The 26,898-nt window shown below is 64.2% G+C and carries 20 protein-coding genes and 1 pseudogene; 10 read left to right on the top strand and 11 right to left on the bottom strand.

What is annotated here, in order from left to right; translation table 11 throughout:
• The first annotated feature begins 73 nt into the window (after positions 1-73).
• The 4 genes from ccoG to ccoS are packed head-to-tail and all read left to right on the top strand — an operon-like array spanning position 74 to position 4,261.
• A complete protein-coding gene (gene ccoG, locus ACFQ24_RS15980; protein WP_380912988.1) occupies positions 74-1,510 on the top strand; it encodes a cytochrome c oxidase accessory protein CcoG in 1,437 nt (478 codons plus the stop codon).
• Positions 1,510-1,983, top strand: a complete 474-nt coding sequence (locus ACFQ24_RS15975; RefSeq protein ID WP_380912986.1) for a FixH family protein — start codon at positions 1,510-1,512, stop codon at positions 1,981-1,983. The genes ccoG and ACFQ24_RS15975 overlap by 1 nt, the downstream gene beginning before the upstream one ends.
• Positions 1,983-4,118 (top strand): heavy metal translocating P-type ATPase, encoded by a 2,136-nt coding sequence (locus tag ACFQ24_RS15970; RefSeq protein ID WP_380912984.1) that lies wholly within the window; start codon positions 1,983-1,985, stop codon positions 4,116-4,118. Before ACFQ24_RS15975 ends, ACFQ24_RS15970 begins: the two co-directional genes overlap by 1 nt.
• Positions 4,115-4,261 (top strand): cbb3-type cytochrome oxidase assembly protein CcoS, encoded by a 147-nt coding sequence (gene ccoS, locus ACFQ24_RS15965; protein WP_380912982.1) that lies wholly within the window; start codon positions 4,115-4,117, stop codon positions 4,259-4,261. Before ACFQ24_RS15970 ends, ccoS begins: the two co-directional genes overlap by 4 nt.
• A gap of 165 nt (positions 4,262-4,426) precedes the next feature.
• Here the strand turns inward: ccoS and ACFQ24_RS15960 are convergent, their stop codons facing one another.
• A complete protein-coding gene (locus ACFQ24_RS15960) occupies positions 4,427-4,870 on the bottom strand; it encodes a pseudoazurin (RefSeq protein WP_380912980.1) in 444 nt (147 codons plus the stop codon).
• An 80-nt stretch (positions 4,871-4,950) separates the two neighbouring features.
• Complete coding sequence (locus ACFQ24_RS15955; RefSeq protein WP_380912978.1) at positions 4,951-5,490, bottom strand: rhodanese-like domain-containing protein; 540 nt, start codon at positions 5,488-5,490, stop codon at positions 4,951-4,953.
• 82 nt (positions 5,491-5,572) lie between these two features.
• Between ACFQ24_RS15955 and ACFQ24_RS15950 the strand changes: the two genes are divergently transcribed.
• Together ACFQ24_RS15950 and ACFQ24_RS15945 are read left to right on the top strand one after the other, a co-directional pair.
• A complete protein-coding gene (locus tag ACFQ24_RS15950; protein WP_380912976.1) occupies positions 5,573-6,391 on the top strand; it encodes a quinoprotein dehydrogenase-associated SoxYZ-like carrier in 819 nt (272 codons plus the stop codon).
• Complete coding sequence (locus ACFQ24_RS15945; protein WP_380912974.1) at positions 6,388-7,338, top strand: quinoprotein relay system zinc metallohydrolase 1; 951 nt, start codon at positions 6,388-6,390, stop codon at positions 7,336-7,338. Before ACFQ24_RS15950 ends, ACFQ24_RS15945 begins: the two co-directional genes overlap by 4 nt.
• Positions 7,339-7,344: 6 nt before the next feature.
• On the opposite strand, the gene ACFQ24_RS15940 is transcribed toward ACFQ24_RS15945, so the two are convergent.
• From ACFQ24_RS15940 to ACFQ24_RS15920, 5 genes are all read right to left on the bottom strand, one after another.
• Positions 7,345-9,663 (bottom strand): TonB-dependent receptor, encoded by a 2,319-nt coding sequence (locus tag ACFQ24_RS15940; protein WP_380912972.1) that lies wholly within the window; start codon positions 9,661-9,663, stop codon positions 7,345-7,347.
• 69 nt (positions 9,664-9,732) lie between these two features.
• Positions 9,733-11,691 carry an acetate--CoA ligase gene (acs, locus tag ACFQ24_RS15935; RefSeq protein WP_380912970.1) on the bottom strand — a complete coding sequence of 653 codons (1,959 nt, stop codon included), beginning with the start codon at positions 11,689-11,691 and terminating at the stop codon, positions 9,733-9,735.
• 11 nt (positions 11,692-11,702) lie between these two features.
• Positions 11,703-13,724: a TonB-dependent receptor plug domain-containing protein gene (locus ACFQ24_RS15930; RefSeq protein WP_380912967.1), complete on the bottom strand. Its 2,022-nt coding sequence runs from the start codon at positions 13,722-13,724 to the stop codon at positions 11,703-11,705.
• A 109-nt stretch (positions 13,725-13,833) separates the two neighbouring features.
• The gene (locus ACFQ24_RS15925; protein WP_380912965.1) at positions 13,834-15,213 is read right to left on the bottom strand and encodes a porin; all 1,380 of its coding nucleotides are present in this window, start codon (positions 15,211-15,213) and stop codon (positions 13,834-13,836) included.
• A gap of 104 nt (positions 15,214-15,317) precedes the next feature.
• Positions 15,318-16,280 (bottom strand): PQQ-dependent catabolism-associated beta-propeller protein, encoded by a 963-nt coding sequence (locus ACFQ24_RS15920; RefSeq protein WP_380912963.1) that lies wholly within the window; start codon positions 16,278-16,280, stop codon positions 15,318-15,320.
• Between the two features lie 169 nt (positions 16,281-16,449).
• On the opposite strand from ACFQ24_RS15920, the gene pedF reads away from it, so the two are divergent.
• From pedF to ACFQ24_RS15900, 4 genes and pseudogenes are all read left to right on the top strand, one after another.
• Positions 16,450-16,878, top strand: coding sequence for a cytochrome c-550 PedF (gene pedF / locus ACFQ24_RS15915; protein WP_380912961.1), 429 nt, complete (start codon positions 16,450-16,452; stop codon positions 16,876-16,878).
• 5 nt (positions 16,879-16,883) lie between these two features.
• On the top strand, positions 16,884-17,735 hold the full coding sequence (locus ACFQ24_RS15910) for a substrate-binding periplasmic protein (RefSeq protein WP_380912959.1): 852 nt from the start codon (positions 16,884-16,886) through the stop codon (positions 17,733-17,735).
• Positions 17,736-17,832: 97 nt separating this feature from the next.
• Positions 17,833-19,577, top strand: a pseudogene (locus ACFQ24_RS15905) (methanol/ethanol family PQQ-dependent dehydrogenase).
• Positions 19,578-19,588: 11 nt separating this feature from the next.
• Positions 19,589-20,356: a response regulator gene (locus ACFQ24_RS15900; RefSeq protein WP_380912957.1), complete on the top strand. Its 768-nt coding sequence runs from the start codon at positions 19,589-19,591 to the stop codon at positions 20,354-20,356.
• Between the two features lie 42 nt (positions 20,357-20,398).
• Here ACFQ24_RS15900 and ACFQ24_RS15895 read toward each other — a convergent pair whose 3' ends face one another.
• The 4 genes from ACFQ24_RS15895 to adh form a co-directional block, all read right to left on the bottom strand.
• Positions 20,399-22,639 (bottom strand): hybrid sensor histidine kinase/response regulator, encoded by a 2,241-nt coding sequence (locus ACFQ24_RS15895; RefSeq protein WP_380912955.1) that lies wholly within the window; start codon positions 22,637-22,639, stop codon positions 20,399-20,401.
• Positions 22,636-23,787, bottom strand: a complete 1,152-nt coding sequence (locus ACFQ24_RS15890; RefSeq protein ID WP_380912953.1) for an FIST N-terminal domain-containing protein — start codon at positions 23,785-23,787, stop codon at positions 22,636-22,638. The genes ACFQ24_RS15895 and ACFQ24_RS15890 overlap by 4 nt, the downstream gene beginning before the upstream one ends.
• A gap of 100 nt (positions 23,788-23,887) precedes the next feature.
• On the bottom strand, positions 23,888-24,280 hold the full coding sequence (locus ACFQ24_RS15885; protein WP_380912951.1) for a DUF779 domain-containing protein: 393 nt from the start codon (positions 24,278-24,280) through the stop codon (positions 23,888-23,890).
• Between the two features lie 106 nt (positions 24,281-24,386).
• The gene (adh, locus tag ACFQ24_RS15880; RefSeq protein ID WP_380913275.1) at positions 24,387-25,907 is read right to left on the bottom strand and encodes an aldehyde dehydrogenase; all 1,521 of its coding nucleotides are present in this window, start codon (positions 25,905-25,907) and stop codon (positions 24,387-24,389) included.
• Between the last annotated feature and the right edge of the window lie 991 nt (positions 25,908-26,898).

Raw genomic sequence — 26,898 nt, 5'->3', positions numbered from 1 at the left:
GCGAAGCCACTTCGCTTCGCTCTGCGGAGGGCTTCGACTTCGCTCAGCCCGAACGGTTGTAGAGGTAAGCGCCATGCTGATGCCCGCCGGCTCTTCCGACCTCTATGAAAAGCGCAAGGGCGTCTATCCCAAGGCGGTGGACGGCTTCTATCGCCGCCTCAAATGGGCGGTGATGGCGGTCACGCTCGGCATCTACTGGGTGACGCCGTGGCTGCGCTGGGACCGCGGTCCCTATGCGCCCGATCAGGCGGTGCTGGTCGACCTCGCCCATCGCCGTTTCTACATGTTCGCCATCGAGATCTGGCCTCAGGAATTCTATTACGTCGCAGGCCTGCTCATCATGGCGGGGGTGGGGCTGTTCCTCGTCACCTCGGCGGTGGGCCGCGCCTGGTGCGGCTATGCCTGCCCACAGACGGTGTGGACTGACCTCTACCAACATGTCGAGCGCTTCATCGACGGCGACCGCAACGCGCAGATCCGGCTGGCGAAGGCGTCCTGGACCCCGGCGAAGCTGGCGCGGCGCCTGCTCAAATGGAGCGTCTGGCTGGCCATCGCCTTCCTGACGGGCGGCGCCTGGATCTTCTACTTCGCCGATGCGCCCACGCTCCAGCAGCAATTCTGGACCGGCAGCGCCGCGCCCGTCGCCTATGCGACGGTCGGCGTGCTGACCGCGACCACCTTCGTCCTGGGCGGGTTCATGCGGGAACAGGTGTGCATCTACATGTGCCCCTGGCCGCGCATCCAGACAGCGATGCTGGACGAAAAGTCGCTGGTCGTCACCTACAAGGACTGGCGCGGGGAGCAGCGCGGCAGCCTGAAGAAGGCGGAGGCGCATCCGGGTGACTATGGCGACTGCATCGACTGCAACCAGTGCGTCGCGGTGTGCCCGACCGGCATCGACATCCGCGAAGGGCCGCAAATCGGTTGCATCACTTGCGCGCTGTGCATCGACGCCTGCGATAAGGTGATGGCGCAGGTCGGTCGCCCGCGCGGCCTGATCGACTATTGCACCGAGGACGATGCGGAGGCGGAGAAGAAAGGGGCAGCGCCCCGCCCGGTGCTACGGACGCTGCTGCGGCCCCGCACCATCGCCTATTTCACGCTCTGGTGCGGGATCGGCGCAGCTATGCTGTTCGCGCTCGGCGCCCGCACCCGCATAGGGATCAGCGTGCAGCAGGACCGCAATCCCATCGCCGTGCGCCTGTCCGACGGCATGGTCCGCAACGCCTATACGATCAGGCTGAGCAACATGGAGACGCGGCCTCGCCAGATGGCGGTGACGGTCAAAGGGCTGCCGGGTGCGCGCCTCTGGACTGATGGCATGACCCGCGAGCAGGCTCGCCCGGCCATTGCCGCGACCGTTCCCGCCGACAGCGTCGCCAAATTGCGCCTGTTCGTCGCCCTGCCCGGCGAAGGTCCGCAGCGCCAGGACTTCCGTTTCACCGTTCGCGCTACTGACCGCGAGGGCGGCGGCGACAGCGAGCCCGCCCGTTTTGAAAGGCCTCTATGATGTCCAACAGCCTTCCCGCGCGCCGCTTTACCGGCTGGCACATGACCGCGATCCTGGTCGCTTTCTTCGCGGTAGTGATCGCGGTCAACATGCTGATGGCGACGGTCGCCGTCCGTTCCTTCGGCGGCACCGTGGTGGAGAACAGCTATGTCGCGAGTCAGCGCTTCAACAGCTGGCTGGCCGCGGCCCGCACGCAGGAGCAACTGCGCTGGAAGGACGATGTGGCGACCGATCACGCACGCCATGTCGTGCTGACACTAGGCGACGATGCCGGCGCACCGGTCCGGTACAGGACGGTGAAGGCTCTGGCGCAGCATCCGCTCGGCCGGGCCGCCGATATCGCGATCGCCTTTCGTGAGACCGCGCCCGGCCGCTATGTCAGCGAAGCCGCGCTACCACCCGGTCGCTGGCGCCTCCGCCTCGACATTCGCCATGCGGGCAGCGAAAAGCATCTGCTGCGGGAGATCGACTGATGGCGACGCGAGCACTCCTTCCTGAACCGGCGCCGCAGGTCGAAACGCGCGAAAGCCTGCTCGCCGTCCCCGGCATCCACTGCGCGGGTTGCATCTCGAAGATCGAGAACGGCCTGCCAAAGGTGATCGGCATCGAATCCGCCCGCGTCAACATGGGGGCCAAACGTGTCGCGATCCGCCATGACCCAGCGTTGAGCCCGCCCGACCTGAAGGCGGCGCTCACCCGGCTCGGTTTCGAAGCGGAGATGCTGGCCGACCCCGGCCTTGACGTTGCCGCGGCGGAGAACCGAGCCTTGCTTCGTGCCCTCGCCGTCGCCGGCTTCGCAGCGATGAACATCATGCTGCTGTCGGTATCCGTCTGGTCCGGCGCGGAAGGCGCCACGCGGCAGATGTTTCACTGGCTCTCAGCGCTGATCGCGCTGCCGACCATCGCCTATGCCGGCATGCCCTTCTTCCGGTCCGCCTGGGCGGCGCTGCGGCAGGGCCATACCAACATGGACGTGCCGATCAGCATCGGCGTGCTGCTGACCTCGGGCATGAGCCTTTACGAGACCGCGACCGGCGGCGCGCATGCCTGGTTCGATGGGGCGGTGATGCTGCTCTTCTTCCTGCTAGCGGGACGCTGCCTCGACGGCTTGATGCGCGGCCGCGCACGGGCCGGCGTTGCCGCGCTGCTAAAACAGACCGCGCCGGGTGCTCTCGTGCTGGACGAGGCGGGGCAAAGCCGCTGGACGCAGGCTGAAACGCTTCGTGCGGGAACGCGTATGTTGGTCGCGGCGGGAGAACGGCTGGCGGCGGACGGGCGCGTTCTATCAGGAGACAGCAGCCTCGACATTTCGTTCCTGACTGGAGAAAGCACACCCGTTCGAGTCCGAGCGGGTGATACTGTACAGGCTGGAGCACTCAACGTCGCCGGCCCCTTGACGGTCGAGGTGACCGCGTCGGGCACCGACACAGTGATCGCCGACATAGCAAGGTTGATGGAAGAGGCGGGACAAGGCAAGTCGCGCTACGTCCGCCTCGCCGACCGGGCAGCGGGCTGGTATGCGCCATGCGTCCACTTGCTTGCCGGCTTGTCCTTCGCCGGCTGGATGATCGCCGGGGCGGGGATGCACCAGTCGCTGCTGATCGCAGTCGCGGTGCTCCTCATTACCTGTCCCTGTGCACTCGGCCTTGCCGTGCCGGCAGCGCAGATCGTGGCTTGCAGCGCACTTATGCGGCAGGGCGTCCTGGTGAAGGACGGCTCCGCGCTGGAGCGGCTGGCCGACGTCACCGAAGTCGTGTTCGACAAGACCGGCACGCTGACCCTTGGCCGCCCCATTCCGCGTCATCTCGACCGGCTGGATGCGGAGGATCGCTCCGTCCTTCTCGCGTTGGCGCAGGCCAGCCGCCACCCGCTGAGCATGGCGTTGCGACAGGCGCTGGAGGCCGAAGGCGTCCGAGCCGCCTCTCTTGATGCAATCCGCGAGATGCCGGGCAAGGGACTGTTCGCCGACCATGAAGGCGTCCCGGTATCGCTGGCACGTCCAGTCAGCCCAATTACCCTGTTCGAGCTGGCGAGCGAATATCGCCGCGGTGCGGAGGCGCATCTGCTTCCCTTCACCGATGCGCTGCGGCCCGATACGGCCGAAACGCTCGGAGCGCTACGCGGTGCGGGCCTTCGGACACTGGTCGCCAGCGGCGACCGGCCCGACGCGCTGGAGGAGATCGCGCGCGCGACCGGGACAACGGCGATCGGCGGGCTTCGGCCTACCGGCAAGTTGGCGCTGCTTGATCGGCTGAAGGCGCAGGGTCAAAAGGTGCTGATGGTCGGCGATGGGCTCAACGATGCTCCAGCGCTTGCCGCCGGGCACGCCAGTATGGCACCGGCATCTGCGAGTGACGCCAGCCAGCTTGCAGCCGATATCGTCTTTCTGGGAGACAGGCTGACGCCGGTCGCGATTGCGCTGCGGGCCGCGCGGCGTACGATACGCGTGGTGAAGCAGAATTTCGCGCTCGCCATCTGCTACAATATATTGGCGGTGCCGCTCGCGATCGCGGGCAAGGTGACGCCGCTGGTGGCAGCGGTAGCCATGTCTTTGTCCTCGCTGATTGTCGTCGTTAACGCCCTTCGTCTCAACGACAGCGCGAAATGACCGGTCTAGCCCTCCTCATCCCGCTCGCCCTGCTGTGCGGACTTGTGGCACTGGCAGCTTTCTTCATGGCGCTGCGCACCGGTCAATATGACGATCTCGACGGAGCGGCGATGCGGATGCTGGCCGACGGCGAGGAGGATTGACCCTAAAACCGCGCAGCCGCCCTCCGTTGTCTTGCTGGAAGGAGCGCCGCGTCGCCACGATTGGCCGCCTTACCCTGAACTGTCGCTCCAGATCGGCTTCGCGACCATCGAGTCCATCCCGCAAGCCGACATCCGCTCAAGCGAGCGTGTTCGGACCACCACCGATCATCTGGCCTTGTTCAGAAGAACGATCATCCGCTTGGCGGCGAACGGGGGGAGCTTGACTGCGCGAGCGGCCGCGATGTCGGGTGCGGCCGGCTTTCCTACCTGGATGAGCGCGACCATGCCCATCGAATAATGTGGCATGCACTTGATGCCATAGAGGCCGGGCTTTGCCACCGTCAGCACCGCTTCCTTGTTCATCATTCCCTTCATCGGCGATGCTCCGGCCGGAAGCATGGTCGAAATGGTTTCCGCATTGTGACTGGGGTCGGTCGGCTTGAAACGGATGACGTCGCCGGGGGCGGCCTTCACGAAGGACGGTTCGAAGACCATGGCGCCTTCGGCTCCCTGATTCTTCATGTGGACCACGATCTCTCTCGCCTGGGCGGGCATCGCCGACGCGGCGGCCATCAAGGCTGCGGCGGCCATCACGATGGGATGTCGCATCTCGTCTCTCCATAATATGTTGCCGGTTGGACCCGCACCTTGCCGATGGCGACGGAGCAAACAATTGATCTTTGGTCCAATCAGCGCTCGGGATCGACCGGCTTGAGGGTCAGGCCGAGGTCTCGCCAGCCGTCGGTCCCTTCCGCCAGCCACCAGACATTGCGGTATCCAAGCGCGCGCAGTCGCCGTGCCGCGTTCCAACTCATCCAGCAGTCGGCGAGGCAGAAAGTGACGATCATCCGGCTCTTGTCGCCGCCGGAAAGCTGCGCGATGCGGCGCTGAAACGCGAACAATATGGCGGCCGGCGGTGCTGCACGGCCGGCCTCGGCAAACCAGTACGCGCCGGGAATCGTGCTGTGCGCCCGCGCGAGACGCCACCGACCGTCATCCTGCCGATAGCCGCCCTCCGCCGGCAGCACGTCCACAAATATGGCGTCGACATCGGGCCTCAGACCGGCAAGAGCGACAGGCGCGATCCGCCCCACGCCTTCGGGTGCGCGATGCACCGGGCCGCGATGCTGAGCGGCGCGATAGCCGGCCGCGTCGAAGAGACGAGGCTCCTGCGCGTGAACGGTGACCGGCAGCGTCGTCATCAGCAGGATACGCATCACCGCCTTCATCACACATGCCCTTCATCATCGACCCAAGGTGCAATGGTAGCGATCCTGACGCCCGAATAATCATGGACTTTGGGAGAGTGGCATGACGCGCCTTTTGCTGTGGACGGTTCCGGTCCTGCTGTCGCTAAGTGGATCGAGCGCCGCGGCCTGGGCGGGAGCGCCCTACCCGGCTGACCCGCTTGGGTCGCCGATGTGGGAAGCTCATGCCCGGATGCTGTTCGGCGACGATCCGGTTCAGTTCGATCAGCGCGTTCGCGTTCTCTTTCCCCAGATCGCGGAAAACCAGCGCAACTTTCCCGTCATAGTGGATGCGCGCGGCGTTGGTGCCGTGGAACGAATGCTGATCTTTGCCGACCTCAATCCTATTCCCGTCGCCATCGACTACCGGCCGGTCGGAGCCGATCCCTATGTCGCGACCGGGATCAAGCTGGATCAGCGGACGCCGGTTCGCGGGGCGGTGCGGCTCGCAAGCGGGGAGTGGCTGGTAAGCGGCGGATGGATCGACGCAGCGGGGGGCGGCTGTTCGGCCCCGCCGGTCAGCCGCGTCAAGGGAGACTGGGCGGAGCATCTGGGCGAGATAAGGGGTGGGGCATGGCCCGCGCGTGACGGGACGAGCCGGCTGCGCCTGATTGTCCGCCACCCGATGGACACGGGCTTTGTTGCGAACATCGCCACCTATCATATCGATCGGCTGACGGTGACGGACGCACGCGGCGACACGCTCGGCGATATGGACATCTGGGCGTCCGTCGCGGAAGACCCGACAATCACATTGCTGCCGCGCGCGCAAGCCGGCGCACCGCTGGCCGTGACGGCGCGCGACACCAACGGCCGCGTCTATGCCGCCAAGATCATGGTTGCTCGCCAGTCGCCATTCCCTTCCCACGGCGATGCCCCATGACGATCAGCCGCCGGCACGCCCTGGCCGGCCTGATCGGCGTCGTGCCGATGGCGGCTGCGGCCGAAAGCGCCTACGCCATCAAGCCGGTCGCGGTCGCCGACGGCATATGGATGATCCACGGCGCGGACGAACCGATGCTGTTCGCCAATGGCGGCGCGATCGCGAACATCGCGATCATCGCCACGTCGGCGGGCACCGTGCTGGTCGATGCGGGGCCGTCGATCCGCTACGGGCGCTTGCTCAAAACAGTGGCAGAGGAACTGACACGCCAGCGGGTGGTCCGGGTCTATGTGACGCATCTTCACCCCGATCACGGCATGGGCATCACCGCGTTCGATCCGGCCATCGTCGCCGCGCTGCCCGGCACGATCGCGGACATGAAACGGGACGGGAGCGGCTTTTCCGATGCGCTCTATCGTCTGCTGGGCGACTGGATGCGGGGCACGGACGTGGTGTTGCCCGGACGCAGCATCGATCAAGCTGCCGAGGATTTTGGAGGTTGCCGCCTGCGGTTGCTGGCTCTCGCCGGGCATAGCGCCGCTGACCTCGCCTTGCTGGACGAGCGGACCGGCACCCTGATAGCGGGCGACCTGCTGTTCCTCGATCGCGCGCCAAGCACGCCGACCGCCGATCTTGAACGGTGGCGCGAGAGCCTTTCGGTGCTGGCGGCGCTGCGGCACAAGGCGGCCATCCCCGGCCATGGCCCGTTCGACCCGACAGGCCGCAGGGCAATCGATCAGACAAGGGACTGGCTCGACTGGTTGGACATGACGCTACGCCAGGCGGCCTCGTCCGGGCTCGATATGGTGGAAGTGGGCGATCTGCCGATCCCGCCGCGATTCGCCGGCATGGCGGCGGCGCGTTACGAACTGCAACGCAGCGTGTCGCACCTCTATCCGGCGCTGGAGGCGGCACTGCTGCCCCGCGTGGATGTGGAAGGCGAGTAGGGGCGATCAGAAACGTGCCTTGACGCCCATATGCCAGCGGCGCGGGGCGCCCGGACCATAAGAACGCGCGTCGCTCGCGCCGGGCGCTTCCTCCAGCTCGATCTCATCGACCTGCGCGAAAGTGCCGAATGTCGCATAGCGGCGTCCGAACAGGTTGCGCACCTCGCCGAACAGGGTCACTCGCGGCATTACATCGACTCCCGCCCGGACATTGACGATCAAGTATCCGGGCGATCGGGCATTGTCGTTGCCTTCGTCCCCGACGAGATACTGGCCGGATCGTGCGATCAGGTCGCCACCGACCGTCCAGCGGCGACCGCCGACCGTGCCTGCATAGTCGAGGCTGAGCGTTGCGGAGTGTCGCGGGATGCCCGGCAGTGTGTCGCCGCCCTGCACCTCTATCGTCCCGTCCTCGCCGGCCATGGGATTGGCGGGGCTGCTCAGGAGCAGCGAATGGCGATAGGTCGCATCCGTGAAGGCGTAGCTGAGGCGGGCGTCAACGCCGCCCCGCTTCAGCTTGACGGATGCGTCAAGCCCCTGCCGCCGCGTTCGTCCGATATTGCGGAAATAAGCCCGCCCCCTGATGGCGGAGGCGACATATTGGATGTCGTCGTCATTGGTGGTGCGATAGGCCGACAATAGCCAGTCCGCGCTCCATCCGCCGCTTGCGACATGGCCCGACGCCCCGGCTTCCCAGCTTCGTGCGACGACCTGCTTGAGCGGCGGATCGGCGATGAAGAAGTTGGTGAGGCTGCACGGTGCGGCTTCATCGGCGCAGGAGAGTTCCGCAGGAGTCGGCGCGCGGCTCGTCTCCGCATAGCCTGCTCTCAGCGACAGGCCGTCCGACAGGCGATAGTCAAGCTCGACGCCGGGATTGAGACGCTGGAAGCTGTGCCGCCCATTGAGGGCCGTCCCGATCTGATCCACCAGTTCGATCCGCGCATGGTTCCAGCGCAAGCCGATTTCCGCGGCGAGGCCTGGCGCGATCGGCAGGCGGTCCTGCAGGAAAACGCCCCAGTGACGGTTATGGGCGACCAGTCCGACCGGCGCTATCGCACCATCGTTTTGCATTATAATGGAGCCCAGCCCGGTGACGCTGCGATCCTCTGTCAGCGTGCCCAGTTCGGTCGATGCGGCAAAGCGGGTGCGGCCGCGATCATGGCTGATGCCGAGGGCCAGATGATTGCGGCCGCCCGCCAGGCTGCTATCATCCACGATCTGGACTAGGAACCCGGCAGCATTCGTCCGGATCCGTCCGCGGTTGAGCACGCCATAGCCTTCCCCGCCTAGACGGTCGGGGACAGATTCGCCGGCCGTTGTGGTCAGGATCGCCTCCTCGCCAGCCCCGCCTGCTGCTTCCAGACACAGCAACCCCTCCGCATCGTCATCCTCGCAGGATTCGATATCGGCCGCGTCACCATTCACCGTGCGCAGCGTCAACCGCTGGGCATAGAGGCTGGCCTCCAGCCGGCTGGTGTCCGACAACGCGACCCAGGGGTGCAGGCTGACACGGCCATAGCGGCTGCGGCTGTTGTCGGGCCAGGTGAAGACCGCGCGCCGATTGGCGGCCAGCAACTCCACCGGAGCAACGCCATTTCCGGTAAGGTCTGTGTCCGCGCCGACCAGTTTCGCGTGAATGCCGCCTCTCTCCGCATCCAGCCCGAGATCAATGTAACCGTTGACGAGGCGCGAAGGGCTGTGGTTGCGCCAGCCGCGTTCGCGACTATACTGGATCGCGCCGAAACCGCTGAATGCGCCATCGGCAAAGCCCGCCGCCATGCTCGCTTCCGCATAGCCGAAGCGACCGCCGGTCGCGCTCGCCTCGATGCCTGGTTCGGCCCGTCCGTCCTTGGTTTGCAGCAACAGCGCGCCGCCCAGTGCGTTGAGACCGTAAACCGGGCTGGCGTCGAGCAGGGTGATGGACCGGATTGCGGCTTCGGGGATGAGGTCGAACTGGACCGTATCGCCGAACGGCTGGTTGAAGCGTGCGCCGTCCATATAGACGGCGATGCCCTGCGACTGGCCTTGAAGCGGCGAGGCCGTGAAGCCCCGATGGACGAGATTGGGTTGCCAGGGATTACCCTGCGCATCCTGCAAAGTGATGCCGGCGATGTTCCGGGTGAGTGCCGCCAGCAGATCGGGGACGCCGGCGACAATGATGTCGCGCGACCCGATTATGCGCGCGTCGTCCATGTCAATCGCGCCGCCGGGCGCGGTGACGACGATAGCCGGCAGCTGTACGACAGCGGCCTCGTCCGCGCGCGCCGGGGCCACACTGAAGCCGATGCCGGCCAAACCTGCTAAAAGCCAGCCTCGACCTCGCACATCCCCTCCTGCTCATCTTGTTGATCGGAGGGTAGGAGGCGCATCCATGCGCCTCCATTGGACCTTGGGTCAGGCGGCGAAGGCCAGGCGGCTGCGCACCAGATCGTCCACCACGGAGGGGTCCGCCAGGGTGCTGGTGTCGCCGAGCGCCTGTGGGGACACCTCGCCCTCGGCGATCTTGCGCAGGATGCGGCGCATGATTTTGCCCGACCGGGTCTTGGGCAGGCCCGGCGCGAACTGGATGACGTCGGGGGTCGCGATCGGGCCGATTTCCGCTCGAACCCACTGGATGAGCGCGCGGCGCAGTTCCTCGCCCGGCACCTCCCCGGCGTTTAGCGTCACATAAGCGTAGATGCCCTGTCCCTTGATCTCGTGCGGCATACCCACCACCGCCGCCTCCGCCACGGCAGAGTGAAGGACGAGCGCGCTTTCAACCTCCGCCGTTCCCATGCGATGGCCCGACACGTTGATGACGTCATCGACGCGGCCGGTGATCCAGTAATAGCCGTCCGCGTCGCGCCGCGCGCCGTCGCCGGTGGTATATTTGCCGGGAAAGGTCGTGAAATAGGTCTGGAAGAAGCGGTCATGATCGTTCCACACGGTGCGCATCTGGCCCGGCCAGGACCGCGCAATCACCAGATTGCCCTCACCCTCTCCCTCTATCGGCCGGCCTTCGCCGTCGACGATCATCGCCTCGACCCCAGGCATTGGGAAAGTGGCGCTGCCGGGCTTCAAGTCCGTGGCGCCGGGCATTGGAGCGATCATCGCGCCGCCCGTCTCAGTCTGCCACCAAGTGTCGATGATGGGGCATCGATCCTCGCCCACGACATGATGATACCAGCGCCACGCTTCGGGATTGATCGGTTCGCCGACGCTGCCCAGCAGGCGCAGCGACGCGCGGCTGGTGACATGAACGAAGGCGTCACCTTCCTTCATCAGCGCCCGCAGCACCGTCGGTGCGGTGAAGAGGGTATGGACCTGATGCCGGTCGACGATTTCCCAGATGCGGCTATGCGTCGGCCAGTTGGGGAGACCTTCGTACATCAGCGTCGTCGCTCCGTTCGCCAGAGGACCATAGACGATATAGCTGTGCCCTGTGACCCAGCCCACGTCGGCGGCGCACCACCAGACATCGCCCGGCCGATAATCAAAGCAGAGTTGATGCGTGAGGCTGGCCCAGAGCAGATAGCCGCCGGTCGAATGCACCACGCCCTTGGGCTTGCCGGTCGAGCCGGACGTATAGAGCAGGAACAGCGGATCCTCGGCGTTCATGATCTCGGCGGGGCAATCGGCCGAAGCCTGCGCCATCGCCTCGTCGTACCAGATATCACGGCCGTTTTGCATGGGCACAGTGCCGCCGGTTGCCCGGACGACGAGGACATGGTGCACGCTGGAGCAGTGATCGAGCGCCAGCGCGGTATCGACATTGGCCTTGAGCGGAACACGCCGTCCGCCCCTGCGCCCTTCATCGGCGGTGACGACGATGGTGGAATCGCAATCGATGATCCGGCCGGCCAGCGCCTCGGGCGAAAAGCCGCCGAAAACGACCGAATGGATCGCGCCGATGCGGGCGCAGGCAAGAAGCGCGACGGCGGCCTCCGGTATCATCGGCAGATAGATGGTGATGCGGTCCCCCCTCCGCGCACCGGCTCCCTTCAGCACGTTGGCGAAGCGGCAAACCTCGGCATGGAGCTGACGATAGGTCAGCTGGCGCGGCGTTTCGTCCGGGTCGTCCGGTTCCCACAATATGGCGACCGCGTCTCCACGTTCGGCAAGGTGGCGGTCGAGGCAATTGACAGACGCGTTGAGCGTGCCGTCGGCGAACCAGCGAATAGTGAAATCAGCTTCATCGAAACTGCTTTCGGACGCGCGCGTCGGCGGCGTGTTCCAGTCCAGTCTGCGCGCCTGTTCTAGCCAGTAAGCGTCGGCATCTTCCAGGGAGCGCTGGTAATCGGCCGCCCGCGCAGCCTTGTCGATCCGCGCACTTGCGGCCCAATCGGCAGGTACGGGAAAAAGATCGTCGGACATGATGGCTCCCTTCAATGACCAAATCGGACGCCGATCCACAGCGTCCGCGGCGTTCCCAAGTCGATGGATCCGCCGGCATTTCGCGTGACGACCCGGCTGTTGGACAGATTTTCCGCGCGGGCGATCAGGCTGAAGCGGCTCGACACCGGCAGGCGCAAAAAGCCGTCGACGGTAAGCGCATCGGGCAACGCGTCCACTTGCAGATCGTCCTCATATTGCCGGCCTACATAGCGCAGTGTCGCCGACAGGGTTGCGGCGCCCCGCGTCCAGTCCACAGTTGCGCTCGCCGCGTGGCGAGGCACCTGCGCTGGCCTCTTGCCATCGAGCAGCGCACCGGGCGCTGAGACGCGCGAGCGGCTGTAGGCGTACGCTGCCGTCAAGGTGAGCTGCGGGCTGAACCTTGCGCGTCCGGTGAGTTCCGCGCCATGCGCCTCGATCGCGTTGACATTCTGCCGCTGGCGCAGGTTCGGGGCGACCGTGACATTGGCAATGGCATCATCAAGGCGGTTGGCGAAAAGGGTGGCCGACATCATGATCTTGTCGTCCACCGTCCAATCGAACCCACCCTCAACGCCTTTCAGTTTTTCCGGTTTCAGCGCAGCATTGGCCTGTGTCGTCACGGGAAACACCACGAACGGGCGGTACAGTTCATTGAGGGTCGGCAGGCGGAATCCGCTATAGGCTGCCGCTCTCAGGGCAAGAGCGTCCGAGACATGAAACAGGGCGCCGGCCCGGCCCGAAACAACCCAGTTTGAGCGGTCGGGAAAGACGTTGTTGGCGGTCAGCATGCCTGCCGCGTTGGCGGCGCGGAACGTGCCGTTCCGGATCGCCCAGCGGTCCGCGCGCATCCCGCCCGTCAATACCAGCCGCCCGCCCAGCGCGGCCGGAGTCCAGTCATCCTCCGCGAAGAAGCCGGTCGTCAGTTGATGCCCGCTTGCCCGACGCCGCGCAGTCAGCGGGTTGGCGGCGATATTTGCGTTATAGGCGTCCTCTGCCATGGTCCCGCTGGACCATCGCGTGTCCATGCCGAAGCGCAACGCATGGGCAGTGCCGAGCGGCGGTCGCAATTCGATCTTCCCGCCAATGCCTGTGGATGGCGTATCACGCTGATCGAGCGACTTGCGGAAGCTGGCCGAAGAAATGACGATATTGGAAAAGTTGCGCGCCTGCACATAGGCGAGCGCATCGACCTGCCAGCGCCCCCGCGACAGATAGCGGATGCTGGCGTCCTGCCCCTGGCTTGCGCTGTCCGCTCCGGCGAAACGAAGCGTGCGCCGGTCGTCGAACAGGGTGGCGCGAAACTGCACCTCGCTGCGCGCGTCGATCGGCGCGGCGATGCGCAGGTTGGCGGACCAGCTATCGTACATGGCAGGCACTGTAGCGGCGACGCGCTGGTCGCGAGGGGTCGTGTGGAACCCGTCTCCTTTGTCCCAGCGCCCCGACAAAGACGCAAAGCCTGCTCCCATATTCGGCGAAACGCTGGCGGAAATCTCGCGCGAGTCCCGACTGCCATAGAGAGCATTTGCCTCGACTGCGGCCAATTGATCGCGCGTGGCGCTCGCCAGTTCGATCGTCCCCGCCACCGCCCCAGAACCGAAAGCACCGCTTCCGCCGCCTCGGGTCACACGCACGAGTGACAGACGGTCGGGGACCAGCGCGGAAAAGGGAATGTAGCCGAAGAAGGGATCGGCAACCGGCACGCCGTCTAGCAGGACTAGCGTGCGGCTCGATGCGTTGCCGCCCAATGCGCGCAGCGTCGCGCCCTGGTTGGATGGGTTGGACGCGCGGCTATCCGCCCGACGGAACTGCTGGAAGCCCGCGACATCCGATAGCAGGTTCTCGATCCGGCTTGATGCGCCATTTTCAAGACGCGGGCGGTCGATCAGCACGGATCCATAAGCCGGAGCGCCGGGCGGCAGCGGCAGCCCTGCGCCAGTGACCACTATTGCAAGGCCAGGCGCCGCGTCCGGCTCCGCCCAGACAGTGACCGGCGTTGCTGCCGCCGCGATCGCGAGACAGGCTGTTCCGCGCATCTTCTCATCCTCCCCCCGTACCCCCGCCCGCGTTGAGGCGGCACCGTCAGAATAGGGCGCCGCCTCTCCGGTCGACATTGACCTTTCGGTCGCTGCCGCAATCGCTCCATCAGAAGAAGAGGATCGCTCCTGCCGCGATCGTGTCGCTCTGCGCCTCGTTGCCGTTATGCGCGCGCGATGTGGTGCTGATATATTCGCCGATCAGCGTCACCCAGCTGGTCAACCCGTATCGCGCCTGCCCCACCCAGCTGCTGTTCCGGCGCAGCAATGCGGGATTGGCGATCGCGTCGGCAGCGTTGGCATAATGCAGCCGGCTCGCGCCATAGCTGCCGCCCAACGAGAATTTGCCGAAGGTCGCGAGACCCTGAATATAGAAGCCGTCGCTGTCCCGCTTGTTCCCCAATGCGTCGGTGTCGAAGAGGTTGAGAGCGGTCGTGCCCAGGCCCGAACCTTTATAGTAATAGCCGGTCAGAACCACCGGGCCGTACCCGATCTTGGCGCCCGTATCGAATCCGCTGCCGGTATAGGAGATGCCGTCGACCCGGTTGTGCTTCTGAGTGATGCCCGACAGCCAGGCCCGGGCGGAAAAATCCCCGAACTTACCGTCATAGACGATCTTGCCCTGAAAGCCGGGCGACTTGCTGGTTTCGCCGGGACCGGTCAGGGACTGGAGCGGCTCGAATATGCCGACCGACACCTGGAATCCCGACAGGTTGGGGGAGGCGTAGGTGATCTGCGGCTGGAAATCGGTGTAGATATAACCGATGCCGATGCGGCCGAGCGACGTGTTGGAGGGCGCGACGTTGCCGCCGCTTGACCCGACAGACAGCAAAGTAATGTCGTTCAATATGCCTTCCGAGCCGAACAGGCCGATGTCGCGCCCCAGCTTGAATTCGCCGAGGCCGGCCCGGCCGACCGTGAGGTAGGTCTGACGAAAATCGATCCCCGCGGTTTGAAGTGCAACCGGGCGGCCAGCTGAATTGGCGCCACCGCCAGCGGCGTAATTGACGCTATTGATGCCGGGATACATGCCGAAATGCGCGCCGACGTCCCACCCGGCCTGCGTGGTCGTCACGTCGAACTTCAGGAAGCCTGGCAACAGGCCGTTGCGGATCGCGGAACTGCTGCCACCAACCGGCACAACGCCCCCGACCACCCCGGTGCCCGGCCCGGCTGCCTGCCCGCTTTCATGGGTGTAGAAGCCATTGACCGAACCGGAAATCTTGACCGTTACGTCGCCGACGTCGAAGCCGACACCGCTGTCGGCGACACGGACGACAGGCTTGCCCTCTACCGCAGGAGGGGCGGTCGGGGCTGGTGAAGGTGCAGCATCGTCCTTCGCCAGCTGGGCATATTCCTCGTCCGTCAGGATACCTTTTTCATGCAGTCGCTTCAGAAGCTCCGCCGTCGTTCCGGCTTGCGCCGGCACACTCGCAGCGACAAACAGCAGTGCCGATGCGGCACTGCCCAGGAATTTCCCCCTAGCCATGTCATCCTCCCTATGAACTGCCGGTCATGCCGGCCGATGGGCAGAGTGCGCGGCAGGTGAAGGCGCTGGAATTGAACTTTAGGTCTTATAACTTGTCCTTTGGGTCAGGGCACGACCACTATTCCCCACGGCCCGGCGCCCACCGGGATATTACCGACGACTTTCGCCGCCGGAACATCGATGATCGAAACATTGTCCGAAAGGCCATTGGCGGCGTAGGCGCGTGCGCCGTCGGCACTGACGGCGACATGCCAGACCCGCTTGCCCACCGGCACGTAGGCGCGGACGGTGCGGGTGGCGACATCGACCAGCGCCACATGGTTGGCGCGGCCTAGCGCCACGATGGCGGTCCTACCATCCGGCGTGAAGCGAATGCCGCATGGCAATATCTGATAGTCCTGCAAGCCCGGAATGGCGAAGCGGATGGTGTCCACGACCCGGCGCGTGTTGGGATCGGCGATCTGCACCGTCCCGCCCATTTCTGCCGCGATCCACAGCGCGCCGCCGTTGGGCGTGAATTCGACATGACGGGGCCGCTGGTCGGTCGGCGTCGCATCCACCATCTTGCGGGACACAGGATCGATCCAGTTGACGACGCCCTCGTCCTCGGAGGTTACGACGACCCATTTGCCATCCGGGCTCTGCGCCACGCCCTCCGGCTCCTTGCCGACATCGACCTGAAAGGCGACGGTGCGGCTCGCCAGATCGATTGCAGTCAGCGCTGCGTCATCCTCATTGGCGACGAACAGCGTGCGCCCGTCGCGCGACAGGAAGAATTGCTCGGGGTCCTGACCCGACGGAAGATCGGCGACAAGCTTCCCGGTCGCGCGGTCGATCATCTGCACGGCATGGTCGCTGCTGGCGCAGAGAAGAATATATTTGCCGTCGGCCGTAAGCGTGATGCCGCGCGGCCTGCGGCCCACCGCCCATGTGGCGACGGTTCGCATCGTCGCTGCATCGATCACGCTGATGCTGTTCCCGCGCTCGTTCGAGACATAGAGGGTTTCGGCATCGGCTGCCGTCCCCACGCCGACCAGCGCCAGTCCTAACAGGACGCCCTTCATCATGCCGCTCGATCCTCACCCTCGTCTGTATCCATAGGTATCTAGCCGAGCACACCGGCGGACAGCATTGTACCAAAGACCAATGGGGCAGCATCAGCGGCTTCCCTACTATCCAGGGTCATCATGGACGGTCGGCGGCTGCTAAGACCGCGACAAAAAAAGAGGGTTTGGGATGAGGAACTTCGGACGTATCGCCCTGATCGGCGCAGCCTGCGTCGCCGGGGGATCGATTACATCGGCGCTGATGGCGCACGGCAATGTCACTCCGCAGGCCGTGGACACCGCCGCCCTGCCCGAGATCGGCACGGAATGGGTGCAGCACAACCCCTATCGCGGCAACGCGACTGCGGCGAAGATCGGCGAATCCGCGTACGGCCAGAATTGCGCGCGCTGCCACGGGCTCGACGCGGAAAGCGGCGGCATTGCGCCTGACCTGCGCTATCTGGAGGTTGGCGACAGCGGCGACGAATGGTTCATCCAGCGCTACCAGCACGGCTCCAGCCACGATGGAAAGGTCTATATGCCGCCCTTCGGCGATGTGCTCGGGCAAAAGGCCGGATGGGCGATCCGCGCCTGGCTCGAAACCAAGCATCAGGAATGATCGCCATGGACAGGCGCGCCTTTCTAGCCGGCGCGGCGCTCGCCGCGCTGGGCACCGCGACCTCCGCCATTGCCGCTCCACTCGGCAAAGTCAGGGAACTGGGAGTCCTTCGGGTCGCAGTCTACAAGGACAACCGCCCCTGGTCCTGGCGCAAGGATGGCAAGCTCGCCGGCATTGATGTCGACATCGCGCGGGCGCTGGCGAAGGCCTTGGGCGTGCGCGCCGACCTCGCCGAACTGGTCGCGGACGAAAGCGCAGACGACGATCTGCGCAACGGCGTGTGGAAGGGTGGCCTTCTGGGCTTCCAACCCGCCGACATCATGCTGCACGTCCCGTTCGACCGGACTTTTGCCGCGCGCAACGATCAAGTCGCGATCGTCGCGCCCTATTATCGCGAGAGCTTCCAGTTCGCCGCTGCCAAGGGGGCACTGGATGTCAACGCGCCGCCGACCCAGTATCGCGGGCGGCGCCTGGCGGTCGAGATCGACTCGATACCCGATTTTTACCTGATCGGTGCGTTCGGAGGACTGCTGGCGAAGGATGTCATCCACTTCCCGGGCGGAACGGAGGCCGCGATGGCCGTCGCCGAGGGCAAGGCCGATGCAGTGCTCGCCAGCCGCGCCCAGATAGAGGCCGTGCTGCACGACAGCGGCGCGACGAACATCGTCCGGCGCATCGGCCCGCTTCCTGCCTTCGCTTCACCGGGATGGGATATCGGCATGGCGGTCAAGGAAAACAGCCGCAACCTGGGCGACGCGGTCGAGACGATCCTGGCGGAGATGACAACGTCGGGCGCGCTCAATGCGATATTCGAGGCCCATGGCGTCACCTACGCCCCGGCGCTGGCAGCGGGCTGAAAGCCCCGACCCAAGGTCTAATTGGCAGCGGAGGCACGCGCAATAGACTGTCGCACGGACGGCGCGAAAACGCGCCGGAAAACAAGGGAGGATGAGAATGACGGGACGTTTCACGCGTTCGTTCCTGGGGGTAGCCGGCATCGCTCTGGCCGCAAGCACCGCGCCGCTGATGGCGGAGGGGCCGACCGACATGGACCTGATGAACGACGCCGCTTCCACAGGCGATGTGCTCACCTATGGCATGGGTCCGCAAGCGCAGCGCTTCAGCCCCCTTGCCCAGATCAACAGCCAGACGGTCGCCAAACTCGTTCCCGCCTTCTCCTCGTCGCTGGGCGGTGAAAAGCAGCGCGGGCAGGAGTCGCAGCCGCTCGTGTACGACGGCACCATCTACGTCACCGGCTCCTATTCGCGGCTCTACGCCTTCGACGCGCGGACGGGCGAAGAGAAGTGGGAATATGCCGCCCGCCTGCCGGACGACATCATGCCGTGCTGCGACGTGGTCAATCGCGGCGCGGCGATCCATGGCAACAAGATCATCTTCGCGACCCTCGACGCACGTCTGGTCGCTCTGAACCGGCATACGGGCAAGGTCATATGGAACAAGCAGATCGCCGACTATAAGGCCGGCTACAGCGCGACCGCCGCGCCGCTGATCGTCAAAGGCATGGTCATCACCGGCAACTCGGGGGGCGAATTCGGCATCGTCGGCGCGGTGGATGCCCGCGACGTCGAAACCGGCGAGCTGATCTGGCACCGCCCGGTGATCGAAGGCAACATGGGCACGTTGCGCGGCAAGGATAATGGCGTCACCGGCAAAACCAACGCCACCTGGACCGGCGACCTTTATAAGACCGGCGGCGGCGCGACCTGGCTGGGCGGCACCTACGACCCGGAAACCAACCTCGTCTATATCGGCACCGGCAATCCAGCGCCGTGGAACAGCCACTTGCGGCCCGGCGATAATCTCTACACCGCCTCCACGCTGGCGATCGACCCCGACACCGGCACTATCAAATGGCATTATCAGACGACGCCGCATGACGGCTGGGATTTCGACGGGGTCAACGAGTTCATTCCGTTCGACGCGACCATAAACGGCAAGCCGATGAAACTCGGCGCGAAAGCGGACCGCAACGGCTATTTTTTCGTGCTGGACCGCACCAACGGCAAGTTCGTGAGCGCCAACAAAAGTTCGTGATGCAGACGACATGGGCGAGCGGATATGACAGGAGCGGCAAGCCCATCCTGATCCCGACCGGGCGCCCCGGTGCGCCAAACGGCACCGAAAAGGGGGCGACCGTCTTCTCTTCACCCAGTTTCCTGGGCGGCAAGAACTGGATGCCGATGGCCTACAGCAAGGACACAGGCCTGTTCTACATCCCGTCGAACGACTGGGGCATGGACATCTGGAACGAGCCGATCGCCTACAAGAAGGGCGCAGCCTATCTGGGCGCGGGCTTTACCATCAAACCCATCGCGGAGGATCATATCGGCGCGCTGCGGGCGATGGACCCGAAGACCGGCAAGATCGTGTGGGAATATAAGAACAAGGCGCCGCTCTGGGGCGGGGTGCTGACGACGGCGGGCAACCTGGTCTTCACTGGAACGCCGGAGGGGTATCTCAAAGCCTTCGACGCAAAGACCGGCACCGAACTGTGGAAGTTCCAGACCGGATCCGGCGTCGTCGGATCGCCTGTCACCTGGGAACAGGATGGCGACCAATATGTCGCCGTAATGTCCGGCTGGGGCGGCGCGGTGCCGCTGTGGGGCGGCGAAGTCGCCAAATCCTTCAAGGACATCAACCAGGGCGGTTCGCTCTGGGTCTTCAAGCTGGCCAAATAGGGAGCAGCGATATGATCGTCATGGGGCGCGGGCATATGGTCCAGAGCGGAAATCGCGGGCAATTTGCTCCGCCCCATCCTATGATCCACCATCATGGCGGGGGGCCGGGCATGCGGATCGAGCAGAACGAAGCGATGATGGAACGAGTGCTGATCGTCGACGATCATCCGCTGGTTCGCGACGGGCTTCGCAGTGTCATCGCTGTCAGCTTTGATGGCTGCGAAATTTTCGAGGCCTCCAGCATGGAGGAGGCGATGGCGACGCTCGACAAGCAGTCCAACTTCGACCTCGTGCTGCTCGACGTTAACATTCCGGACGTCAAGCGGCTAGACGGCCTTAGGTTGCTGCGCAACCGGCATCCGATCCTTCCCGTCGTTATGGTGTCGGGGTCGTTCGACCGCTCGATCGTGCGAGAGGCTCTCGCGGCCGGCGCAGCCGGTTTCATCCCAAAGTCGATCAAGCGCAGTGCGATCGTCGAAGCGCTTCATCGCGTCGTTTCAGGCGAGATCTACATGCCCGACGCGATCGAGGATTCGCCGCAGGAAAGCGCAGAGGAAGCCGACATCCTGACGAAGATCGAGAGCCTGACGCCGCAGCAACGGATCGTGCTGACCCATCTGGTTCATGGTCGCCTTAACAAGCAGATCGCCCATGACCTCAGCGTATCGATGACTACAGTGAAGGCTCATGTCTCAGCCATCCTGCAGAAGCTCAACGTGTTCAGTCGCACTCAGGCCGTCATCCTGGCCAACCGGGTTCATTTCGACGGCGACAATTGAGCCTGCGGCAATGCGCGCCACGCGACAACCCCGCAGCTGCTCTTAGGCCAACACCATCCGCAGCAGCGCCCGCAGCTGGGCCGGCTTGACCGGCTTGTTGAGCAGGGGGATATCGCTGGCGGCAAGCAGGTTTTTAAGCGCTTCTCCCCGGTCGGCCGAAATCACGATTGCCGCCACTTGCGCACCGAAATGTGCACGCAGGCGCTTGATGACGACATCGCCGGTCTCTTGATCGTTCAGATGATAGTCGACCAGCATCACGTCTGGATGCGTTCCGATACGCAACTGGGTCAGAGCCTGGTCGAACCCGTCCGCAACGGTGACCTTGCATCCCCACCCCGTCAGCAGATTTACCATCCCCGTCTGGATCTGCTTTTCATTGTCGATCACGAGCACCGAAAGCCCACGCATTGAGCGATCCCGCGCTTCGATTCCCTGCGGCTCTTCATCCTGTTGTTCGACCCCGAGAGGCAGTGAGATGGAGAATGTCGCACCGCGCCCTGGTTCGGATCGCAGGCTGATGGGGTGGCCCAGCATATCGCCGGCGCGGCGAACGATCGCCAGGCCTAGACCCTTGCCGGGGCTCCGGGTGTCGAGGCGGCGGAACTCCTCGAAAATAAACTCCTGCTGCTCCGGCGCAATGCCGGGACCACTATCGGAGACGCTGATCTCCGCCCGCCCGTCCCCGCAGTGGCACGTCACATCGACGGCGCCCTGCGTAGTGTAGCGCAGGGCGTTGGAAATGAAGTTCTGGAGGATACGGCGAAGCAGCCGCTGGTCCGATTCGACCCAAATGGGACGGGCATCGATAGTGAAGGCCAAGCCTGCCGCCCGCGCCATGGGCGTGAATTCGACACGCAGATTCTGGAGCAGGCGATCGATGCGGAACGACGATATCTCGGGCTGGATCGCACCTGCATCCAGCCGCGAAATCTCCAGCAGCGCTTCAAGGAGCTCCTCGACCGAATCGAGGGCGATCGAGGTCTGGTTTACCAGAGCCCGCGTCGGCAGCGCGAGCCGCCGATCGCCAAGCGCCGCGACGAACAGGCGGGCTGCGTTCAAAGGCTGGAGCAGATCGTGGCTCGCAGCCGCCAGGAAGCGCGTTTTGGAGAGATTGGCCTTTTCTGCGGCTATCTTCGCCTCGGTCAGTTCCGCCTCAATCGTTCGGCGCTCCGCTACCTCTGCTCCCAAATGATGGTTGAGCCGGACCAGTTCCGCCGTTCGCTCCGACACCCGCCGTTCCAGCGTCTCTGCTGTTTCCCGGAGACCGGCTTGCGCCCGCAGCATGTCGGTGACGTCGGTGAAGCTGAACACCCGCCCGCCGTCGCCCATCAAGCTGCTGCGGAGTTCGAAATGCCGGTCGTCAACGGCGCAAGAGCAGATTGCGGGTCGATCGATCTGTGCATCGCCCGGCCAGTCCAACCGTCCTCCATCGGCCATGCCCAACGTCTCCCGGCACCAGTGCAGAAGGTCGCCATGGGTTTCCAGCACGCCCGAAAAATCGTCCGGCAAGCGCAACAGGCGGCGCAGCGCATCATTCCATGCCGCCAGATGTCCCGACCCGTCAAACAGGCACACGCCTTCGGACAGATTGTCGAGCGTCGCCTGCAACATGATATTATGTTCGGCCAGTTCGCGCGCGCGGGCACGCGCATCCTCCGCCTTGGTCTCGGTGATGTCGGTGTAGATGCCGACAATGCCCCCTTCGCTTGTCCGTAGTTCGTTGATCTGTATCCAGCGACCATCGGCAAGACGCTGTACATGGCCGCCATCGGCGATTCCGTGACGCGCAAGCCTGTCGGACACCCAGCGGTCGGGCGCGACCTGCGCTCCGGCTGGCCGCTGGTTCTGCGCTGCGATGCGGACAATATCCTGAAAAGTTAGGGGTTGCGCGACATGCTCGGCGATCTGCGGCCAGAAGCCGAGATAGGCTTCATTGCAAAGGATAAGCCGATCATCCGCATCGAATAGGACAAAGCCCTCGTTGATCGATTCGATGGCGTCGCGCAGCCGCATCTGCGCCGCCTCGGCCTGAGCGTGGGCGTCGGCGAGCGCGGTGTTCGCCTGCGCCAGACGGCGCAGCGCATCCTCCAGCTGCAAGGTGCGTTCCCGCACCTTGGCCTCAAGGGAGATCGCCGCTTCGAACATGGAAAAGGCGTTGACCGACATGTCGGAGGATCGTTCGACGCGGTCCATGAGCGCGCTGTTGATCCGCCGCAGCTTGTGCACCTCCGCCCGCAGAGCATCCGCTTCATTGTCAGGGCCGAGGCGCAGGTCGGTCATTTCCCGATCGCCAGGCCGCTGAAGGTCTGGTTGACATGCAGCGCGTGATATTGCTCCCCATAGGTGTTGAACCCGATAACATTGTGCCGCGCATAGAGGGCGGAAACCTCGCGCGACATCTGCCGCTGCTCGGCGTCGATGCGATTGAGGACGCAGTCGAAGGCGATGATGCGGTCGACCTCACCCACCCGCTCTTCCAGTTCGGCGAACAATTGCTCCATGCCGGCGATACGGTCCACCGGCTCGCCGATCGTCAGAACCAGCCCCTCGTCAATCGCGCAGTAGAAGGTGAGGCTGCCATCCGCATTGGCGCTTTGGATCGAACGGACATGATATTCGCCGCCGGCCCGCACCATTGGTGGATGTGCCGCGAAAAACTCCATGCCCAGTTCCTCGCCAGTATGGCCGGCGAGCCGCAGATATTCCGTGGCGGCGGGCTCCGCATTGATCTCAGTCACGATCCGCTCGTGCGGAACGGCGCCCGTAATCACCATCTTGTGCAGTCCTGGCTGGTAATGCTGGGCCTTGAAGACATGGACCGGGCGCGGCGTGGACAGGATGGCCACCACGGCGGCGCGCGCGTGAAACCGGCCTTCGTCGAAGATCGCGGTCTGCCGGAAGGCCAGATCGTCGCCTGACGATCCTCCGATCAGAGGAATATCGCCCAGCGCATCCTGGATCGTGATCGTGAGCCATTCCTCCCGATGGGAGAGGCCGTCGACCAGGAAAAGTGCCACATGATTGACCGCTTCGCCCAATTGCCGCGCGTCGCGCTCCGCCCGGGCTGCCAGCGACCGCACAATTTCGCGCGCCGTGATGGGGTCAAAGCGGTCTATGTCGGTGAAGCAATGGGAGGTCATGCGGAAATCGCTCGCAGGGAAGCCGATCATCGTCACGCAATCATGGTCATAACCGATGCCCGTCAACTCGCCCGAACTGATGCAGCCGATGACGGCCATTCCCTCGAACCTTCGGTTGATGGCCCGCGCCAGCAGATCGCGGTCGTACCGATGCGCACAGAACGTCACCACGCCGGCCAGGGGATCGTCGCCGAGCTGCTCGGCCAGCGCCGCCATGGCGGCTTGCGGATCATCGGTGTGCGAAACTGCAAATTTTATGCCGCTTCCTGTCGCAGCGCCTGTCGCCATATCCTGCCCCCATCACCTACTTTCTTATGCTTAGGGGCAATATGATGTAACGGCTTCCGTGACGCTGTCACGCGAAACCGAGACGGCCAATGCGGGCAGATCAACCACCACGGGTTGGTTCCTCGCCGAGTGCCAGCAAAACCGCTTCGGCACCGCTGAAAAGGCGCGAGCGAACGATGAAGCGCTGTCCTTCCGGGCTCTCCAGCGACATCCCCGCGCCCCGCCCCGACGCGACGTCGATGATGATCTGGGTATGACGCCAATGTTCGAATTGCGCGGCTCCGATCCAGACGGGCACGCCGCCGGCGACGTGCCCCAGCAGCACGTCCTGTGCGCCAACTCTGAACTCGCCGGCCTGGAAGCACATCGGCGCGGACCCATCGCAGCATCCGCCAGACTGGTGGAACATCAGCGGGCCGTGGCGCTCGGACAGGCGCGAGATCAGCGCTTCAGCGGCCGGGGTCGCGAGGATACGGGCGGGCGGGTCGGCCATGCGTCACCTGTTGGCGGGAACGAAAACTGGCGGGCGCCCTGCATGGAATGCCCGCCAGGACCGAAACGCCGGCCAGGGGAAGTAGCCGGCGCTTCGCAAGACTGCGTCAGAAGAAACCCAACGCCTTGGGGCTGTAGCTCACCAGCAGATTCTTGGTCTGCTGATAATGATCCAGCATCATCTTGTGATTCTCGCGTCCGATGCCCGACTGCTTATAGCCGCCGAAAGCCGCATGGGCGGGGTAGGCATGGTAGCAGTTGGTCCACACGCGCCCGGCCTGAATGCCTCTGCCCATTCGGTATGCGCGGCTGCCGTCGCGCGTCCACACGCCGGCGCCCAGTCCGTAGAGCGTATCGTTGGCGATCGCCAGCGCCTCCGCCTCGTCCTTGAAGGTCGTCACCGCCAGCACCGGCCCGAAGATCTCCTCCTGAAAGATGCGCATCCGGTTGTGCCCCTTGAGCACGGTAGGGGTGACATAGAAGCCCTTCGCCAAGTCGCCCTGATGGACAGCCCGTTCGCCGCCGGTCAGCACCTCCGCGCCCTCTTCCCGGCCGATCGCGATATAGGAAAGAATCTTTTCGAGCTGATCGTTCGACGCCTGCGCGCCGATCATGGTATCAGGATCGAGTGGGCTGCCCTGCCTGATCGCCTTCACCCGGACGATGGCACGCTCGATAAACTTTTCGTAGATCGACTCCTGGATCAGCGCGCGGCTAGGGCAGGTGCATACCTCCCCCTGGTTGAGCGCGAACATCGCAAAGCCTTCCAGGCATTTGTCGAAATAATCGTCGTCCGCGTCCATCACATCCTCGAAGAAGATGTTGGGGGATTTGCCGCCCAGTTCCAGCGTGACCGGGATCAGGTTCTCGCTCGCATATTGCATGATGAGGCGGCCGGTCGTCGTTTCGCCGGTGAAGGCGATCTTGGCGATCCGCTTGTTGCTGGCGAGTGGCTTGCCGGCCTCCACGCCGAAGCCGTTCACGATGTTGAGAACGCCCGGCGGCAGCAGATCACCAATGATCTCGGTCAGCACCATGACCGACATCGGCGTCTGCTCGGCTGGCTTGAGGACGATGCAGTTGCCCGCTGCCAGCGCCGGGGCCAGCTTCCACACCGCCATCAAGATAGGAAAATTCCATGGAATGATCTGGCCGACGACGCCCAGAGGCTCGTGGAAATGATAGGCGATGGTGTCATGGTCGATCTCGCTGATCGAACCTTCCTGCGCGCGCGCGCAGCCGGCGAAGTAACGGAAATGGTCGATCGCCAGTGGAATGTCGGCATGGGTCGTCTCGCGAATCGGCTTGCCGTTGTCGATCGTCTCCGCGAGCGCGATCAGGTCCAGATTGGCCTCCATCCGGTCGGCCATCCTGAGCAGGATGTTGGCGCGTTCAGTTGACGACAGCTTGCCCCACGCGTCTTTCGCAGCATGGGCGGCGTCCAGCGCGGCCTCGATATCCGCCGCCGTGCCGCGCGCAACCTGACAGACCACCTGTCCCGTTACCGGCGAGATATTGTCGAAATATTCCCCGTTGGCGGGCGGGGTCCATCTCCCGCCAATATAATTGTCATACCGGTCGCGGATCAGCCTCGTGCCCTCGAATTTCGCCAGCGCCTGTTGCAGCATCATCCCGTCTCCCAAGATCAATTAATCGCAAATCTCGGGGTGCAGCATGGCGTGTACGGTGCATCAGGCAATTAGACCTTGGGTCGGCCGCTACGCGCATCAATCGGGTGACGGTGCGGGACGCCGGCGGAAATATGGCACAAGATCGGAGACCAACAGATTTGCGGTATAAGTTGCTGCTCACTAGCTGAGGGTTGGACATCGGCTTGATGATCAGAGGTTAGGCGTGATCGTGACTCGACAGTTCAATGAGCATCGCATCAACCGGCATGCCCGCCATCGCGCGGGCGTGCTCGATCTCCATCTCGGTCCGAGCAACGACTCCCGGCAATCGGCGCAGGGCAACGGAAAGGCTGTTAATCCGTAGAGAGCGCCAAATTTCGAGCCGATGCAGCAGTCGCTGAGTGCCCCCCGGGGACGGTGCCGATACTAGAGTTTTTGCCACCGTCGAAGCACGCCACGGGGCAGATCTCGTAGTAGTTTGGGGTAGCAGATGCTCTCTGGAAACCGCTTTTTTCAACGATCCCGGCCAGATTTCAAGCACTTGAGAAGTGCTGGTGCCAGAAGAGGACTCGAGATCGCCACATAACACACTGTAATTATGGCCGTTTTTGTTTGAGCGACAACATCATACCATGGTCGATACCATGCCCCTCAAATTCTTGCAGTGGTTCGAGTCCTGGGAGCGCTTCGAGCTAGTCTCTTGGAGCGATTCGAAGCGCGGATGCGCGACTGATTGCTAACTGATTGATCTGGGCAACGAGACGAGGGAAAGCTACCCCAAAAGCATCTTCTGGTAACCGGACAATTCAGTATCGCGACCGTTTTCGGCACTGTCCGGGCCCCAGCGGCCGCATCCTAGCTTAGGGTCAGGACCCATTGATGTGAGAGGCGTGATCTGATTCATGCTCCGTAAGGAGACTGAGCATGAGCGACCTGTATTGGCTGACGGACGAGCAGATGGCGCGGCTTGAGTCATATTTCCCGAAAA

This window comes from Sphingobium olei (assembly GCF_042678845.1).
GTDB lineage: Bacteria > Pseudomonadota > Alphaproteobacteria > Sphingomonadales > Sphingomonadaceae > Sphingobium > Sphingobium olei.
Note: the sequence above shows the minus strand (reverse complement) of the source record. Positions and strands in the feature narration are given on the sequence as shown.

Coding starts and splice junctions, on each gene's coding strand:
- ACFQ24_RS15925 (WP_380912965.1), bottom strand. CDS start 15,213: ATGGCTAGGGGGAAATTCCTGGGCAGTGCCGCATCGGCACTGCTGTTT.
- ACFQ24_RS15950 (WP_380912976.1), top strand. CDS start 5,573: ATGACGCGCCTTTTGCTGTGGACGGTTCCGGTCCTGCTGTCGCTAAGT.
- pedF (WP_380912961.1), top strand. CDS start 16,450: ATGAGGAACTTCGGACGTATCGCCCTGATCGGCGCAGCCTGCGTCGCC.
- ccoS (WP_380912982.1), top strand. CDS start 4,115: ATGACCGGTCTAGCCCTCCTCATCCCGCTCGCCCTGCTGTGCGGACTT.
- adh (WP_380913275.1), bottom strand. CDS start 25,907: ATGCTGCAACAGGCGCTGGCGAAATTCGAGGGCACGAGGCTGATCCGC.
- ACFQ24_RS15955 (WP_380912978.1), bottom strand. CDS start 5,490: ATGAAGGCGGTGATGCGTATCCTGCTGATGACGACGCTGCCGGTCACC.
- ACFQ24_RS15960 (WP_380912980.1), bottom strand. CDS start 4,870: ATGCGACATCCCATCGTGATGGCCGCCGCAGCCTTGATGGCCGCCGCG.
- ACFQ24_RS15890 (WP_380912953.1), bottom strand. CDS start 23,787: ATGGCGACAGGCGCTGCGACAGGAAGCGGCATAAAATTTGCAGTTTCG.
- ACFQ24_RS15895 (WP_380912955.1), bottom strand. CDS start 22,639: ATGACCGACCTGCGCCTCGGCCCTGACAATGAAGCGGATGCTCTGCGG.
- ccoG (WP_380912988.1), top strand. CDS start 74: ATGCTGATGCCCGCCGGCTCTTCCGACCTCTATGAAAAGCGCAAGGGC.
- ACFQ24_RS15970 (WP_380912984.1), top strand. CDS start 1,983: ATGGCGACGCGAGCACTCCTTCCTGAACCGGCGCCGCAGGTCGAAACG.
- acs (WP_380912970.1), bottom strand. CDS start 11,691: ATGTCCGACGATCTTTTTCCCGTACCTGCCGATTGGGCCGCAAGTGCG.
- ACFQ24_RS15920 (WP_380912963.1), bottom strand. CDS start 16,280: ATGATGAAGGGCGTCCTGTTAGGACTGGCGCTGGTCGGCGTGGGGACG.
- ACFQ24_RS15975 (WP_380912986.1), top strand. CDS start 1,510: ATGTCCAACAGCCTTCCCGCGCGCCGCTTTACCGGCTGGCACATGACC.
- ACFQ24_RS15900 (WP_380912957.1), top strand. CDS start 19,589: ATGATCGTCATGGGGCGCGGGCATATGGTCCAGAGCGGAAATCGCGGG.
- ACFQ24_RS15885 (WP_380912951.1), bottom strand. CDS start 24,280: ATGGCCGACCCGCCCGCCCGTATCCTCGCGACCCCGGCCGCTGAAGCG.
- ACFQ24_RS15910 (WP_380912959.1), top strand. CDS start 16,884: ATGGACAGGCGCGCCTTTCTAGCCGGCGCGGCGCTCGCCGCGCTGGGC.
- ACFQ24_RS15945 (WP_380912974.1), top strand. CDS start 6,388: ATGACGATCAGCCGCCGGCACGCCCTGGCCGGCCTGATCGGCGTCGTG.
- ACFQ24_RS15930 (WP_380912967.1), bottom strand. CDS start 13,724: ATGCGCGGAACAGCCTGTCTCGCGATCGCGGCGGCAGCAACGCCGGTC.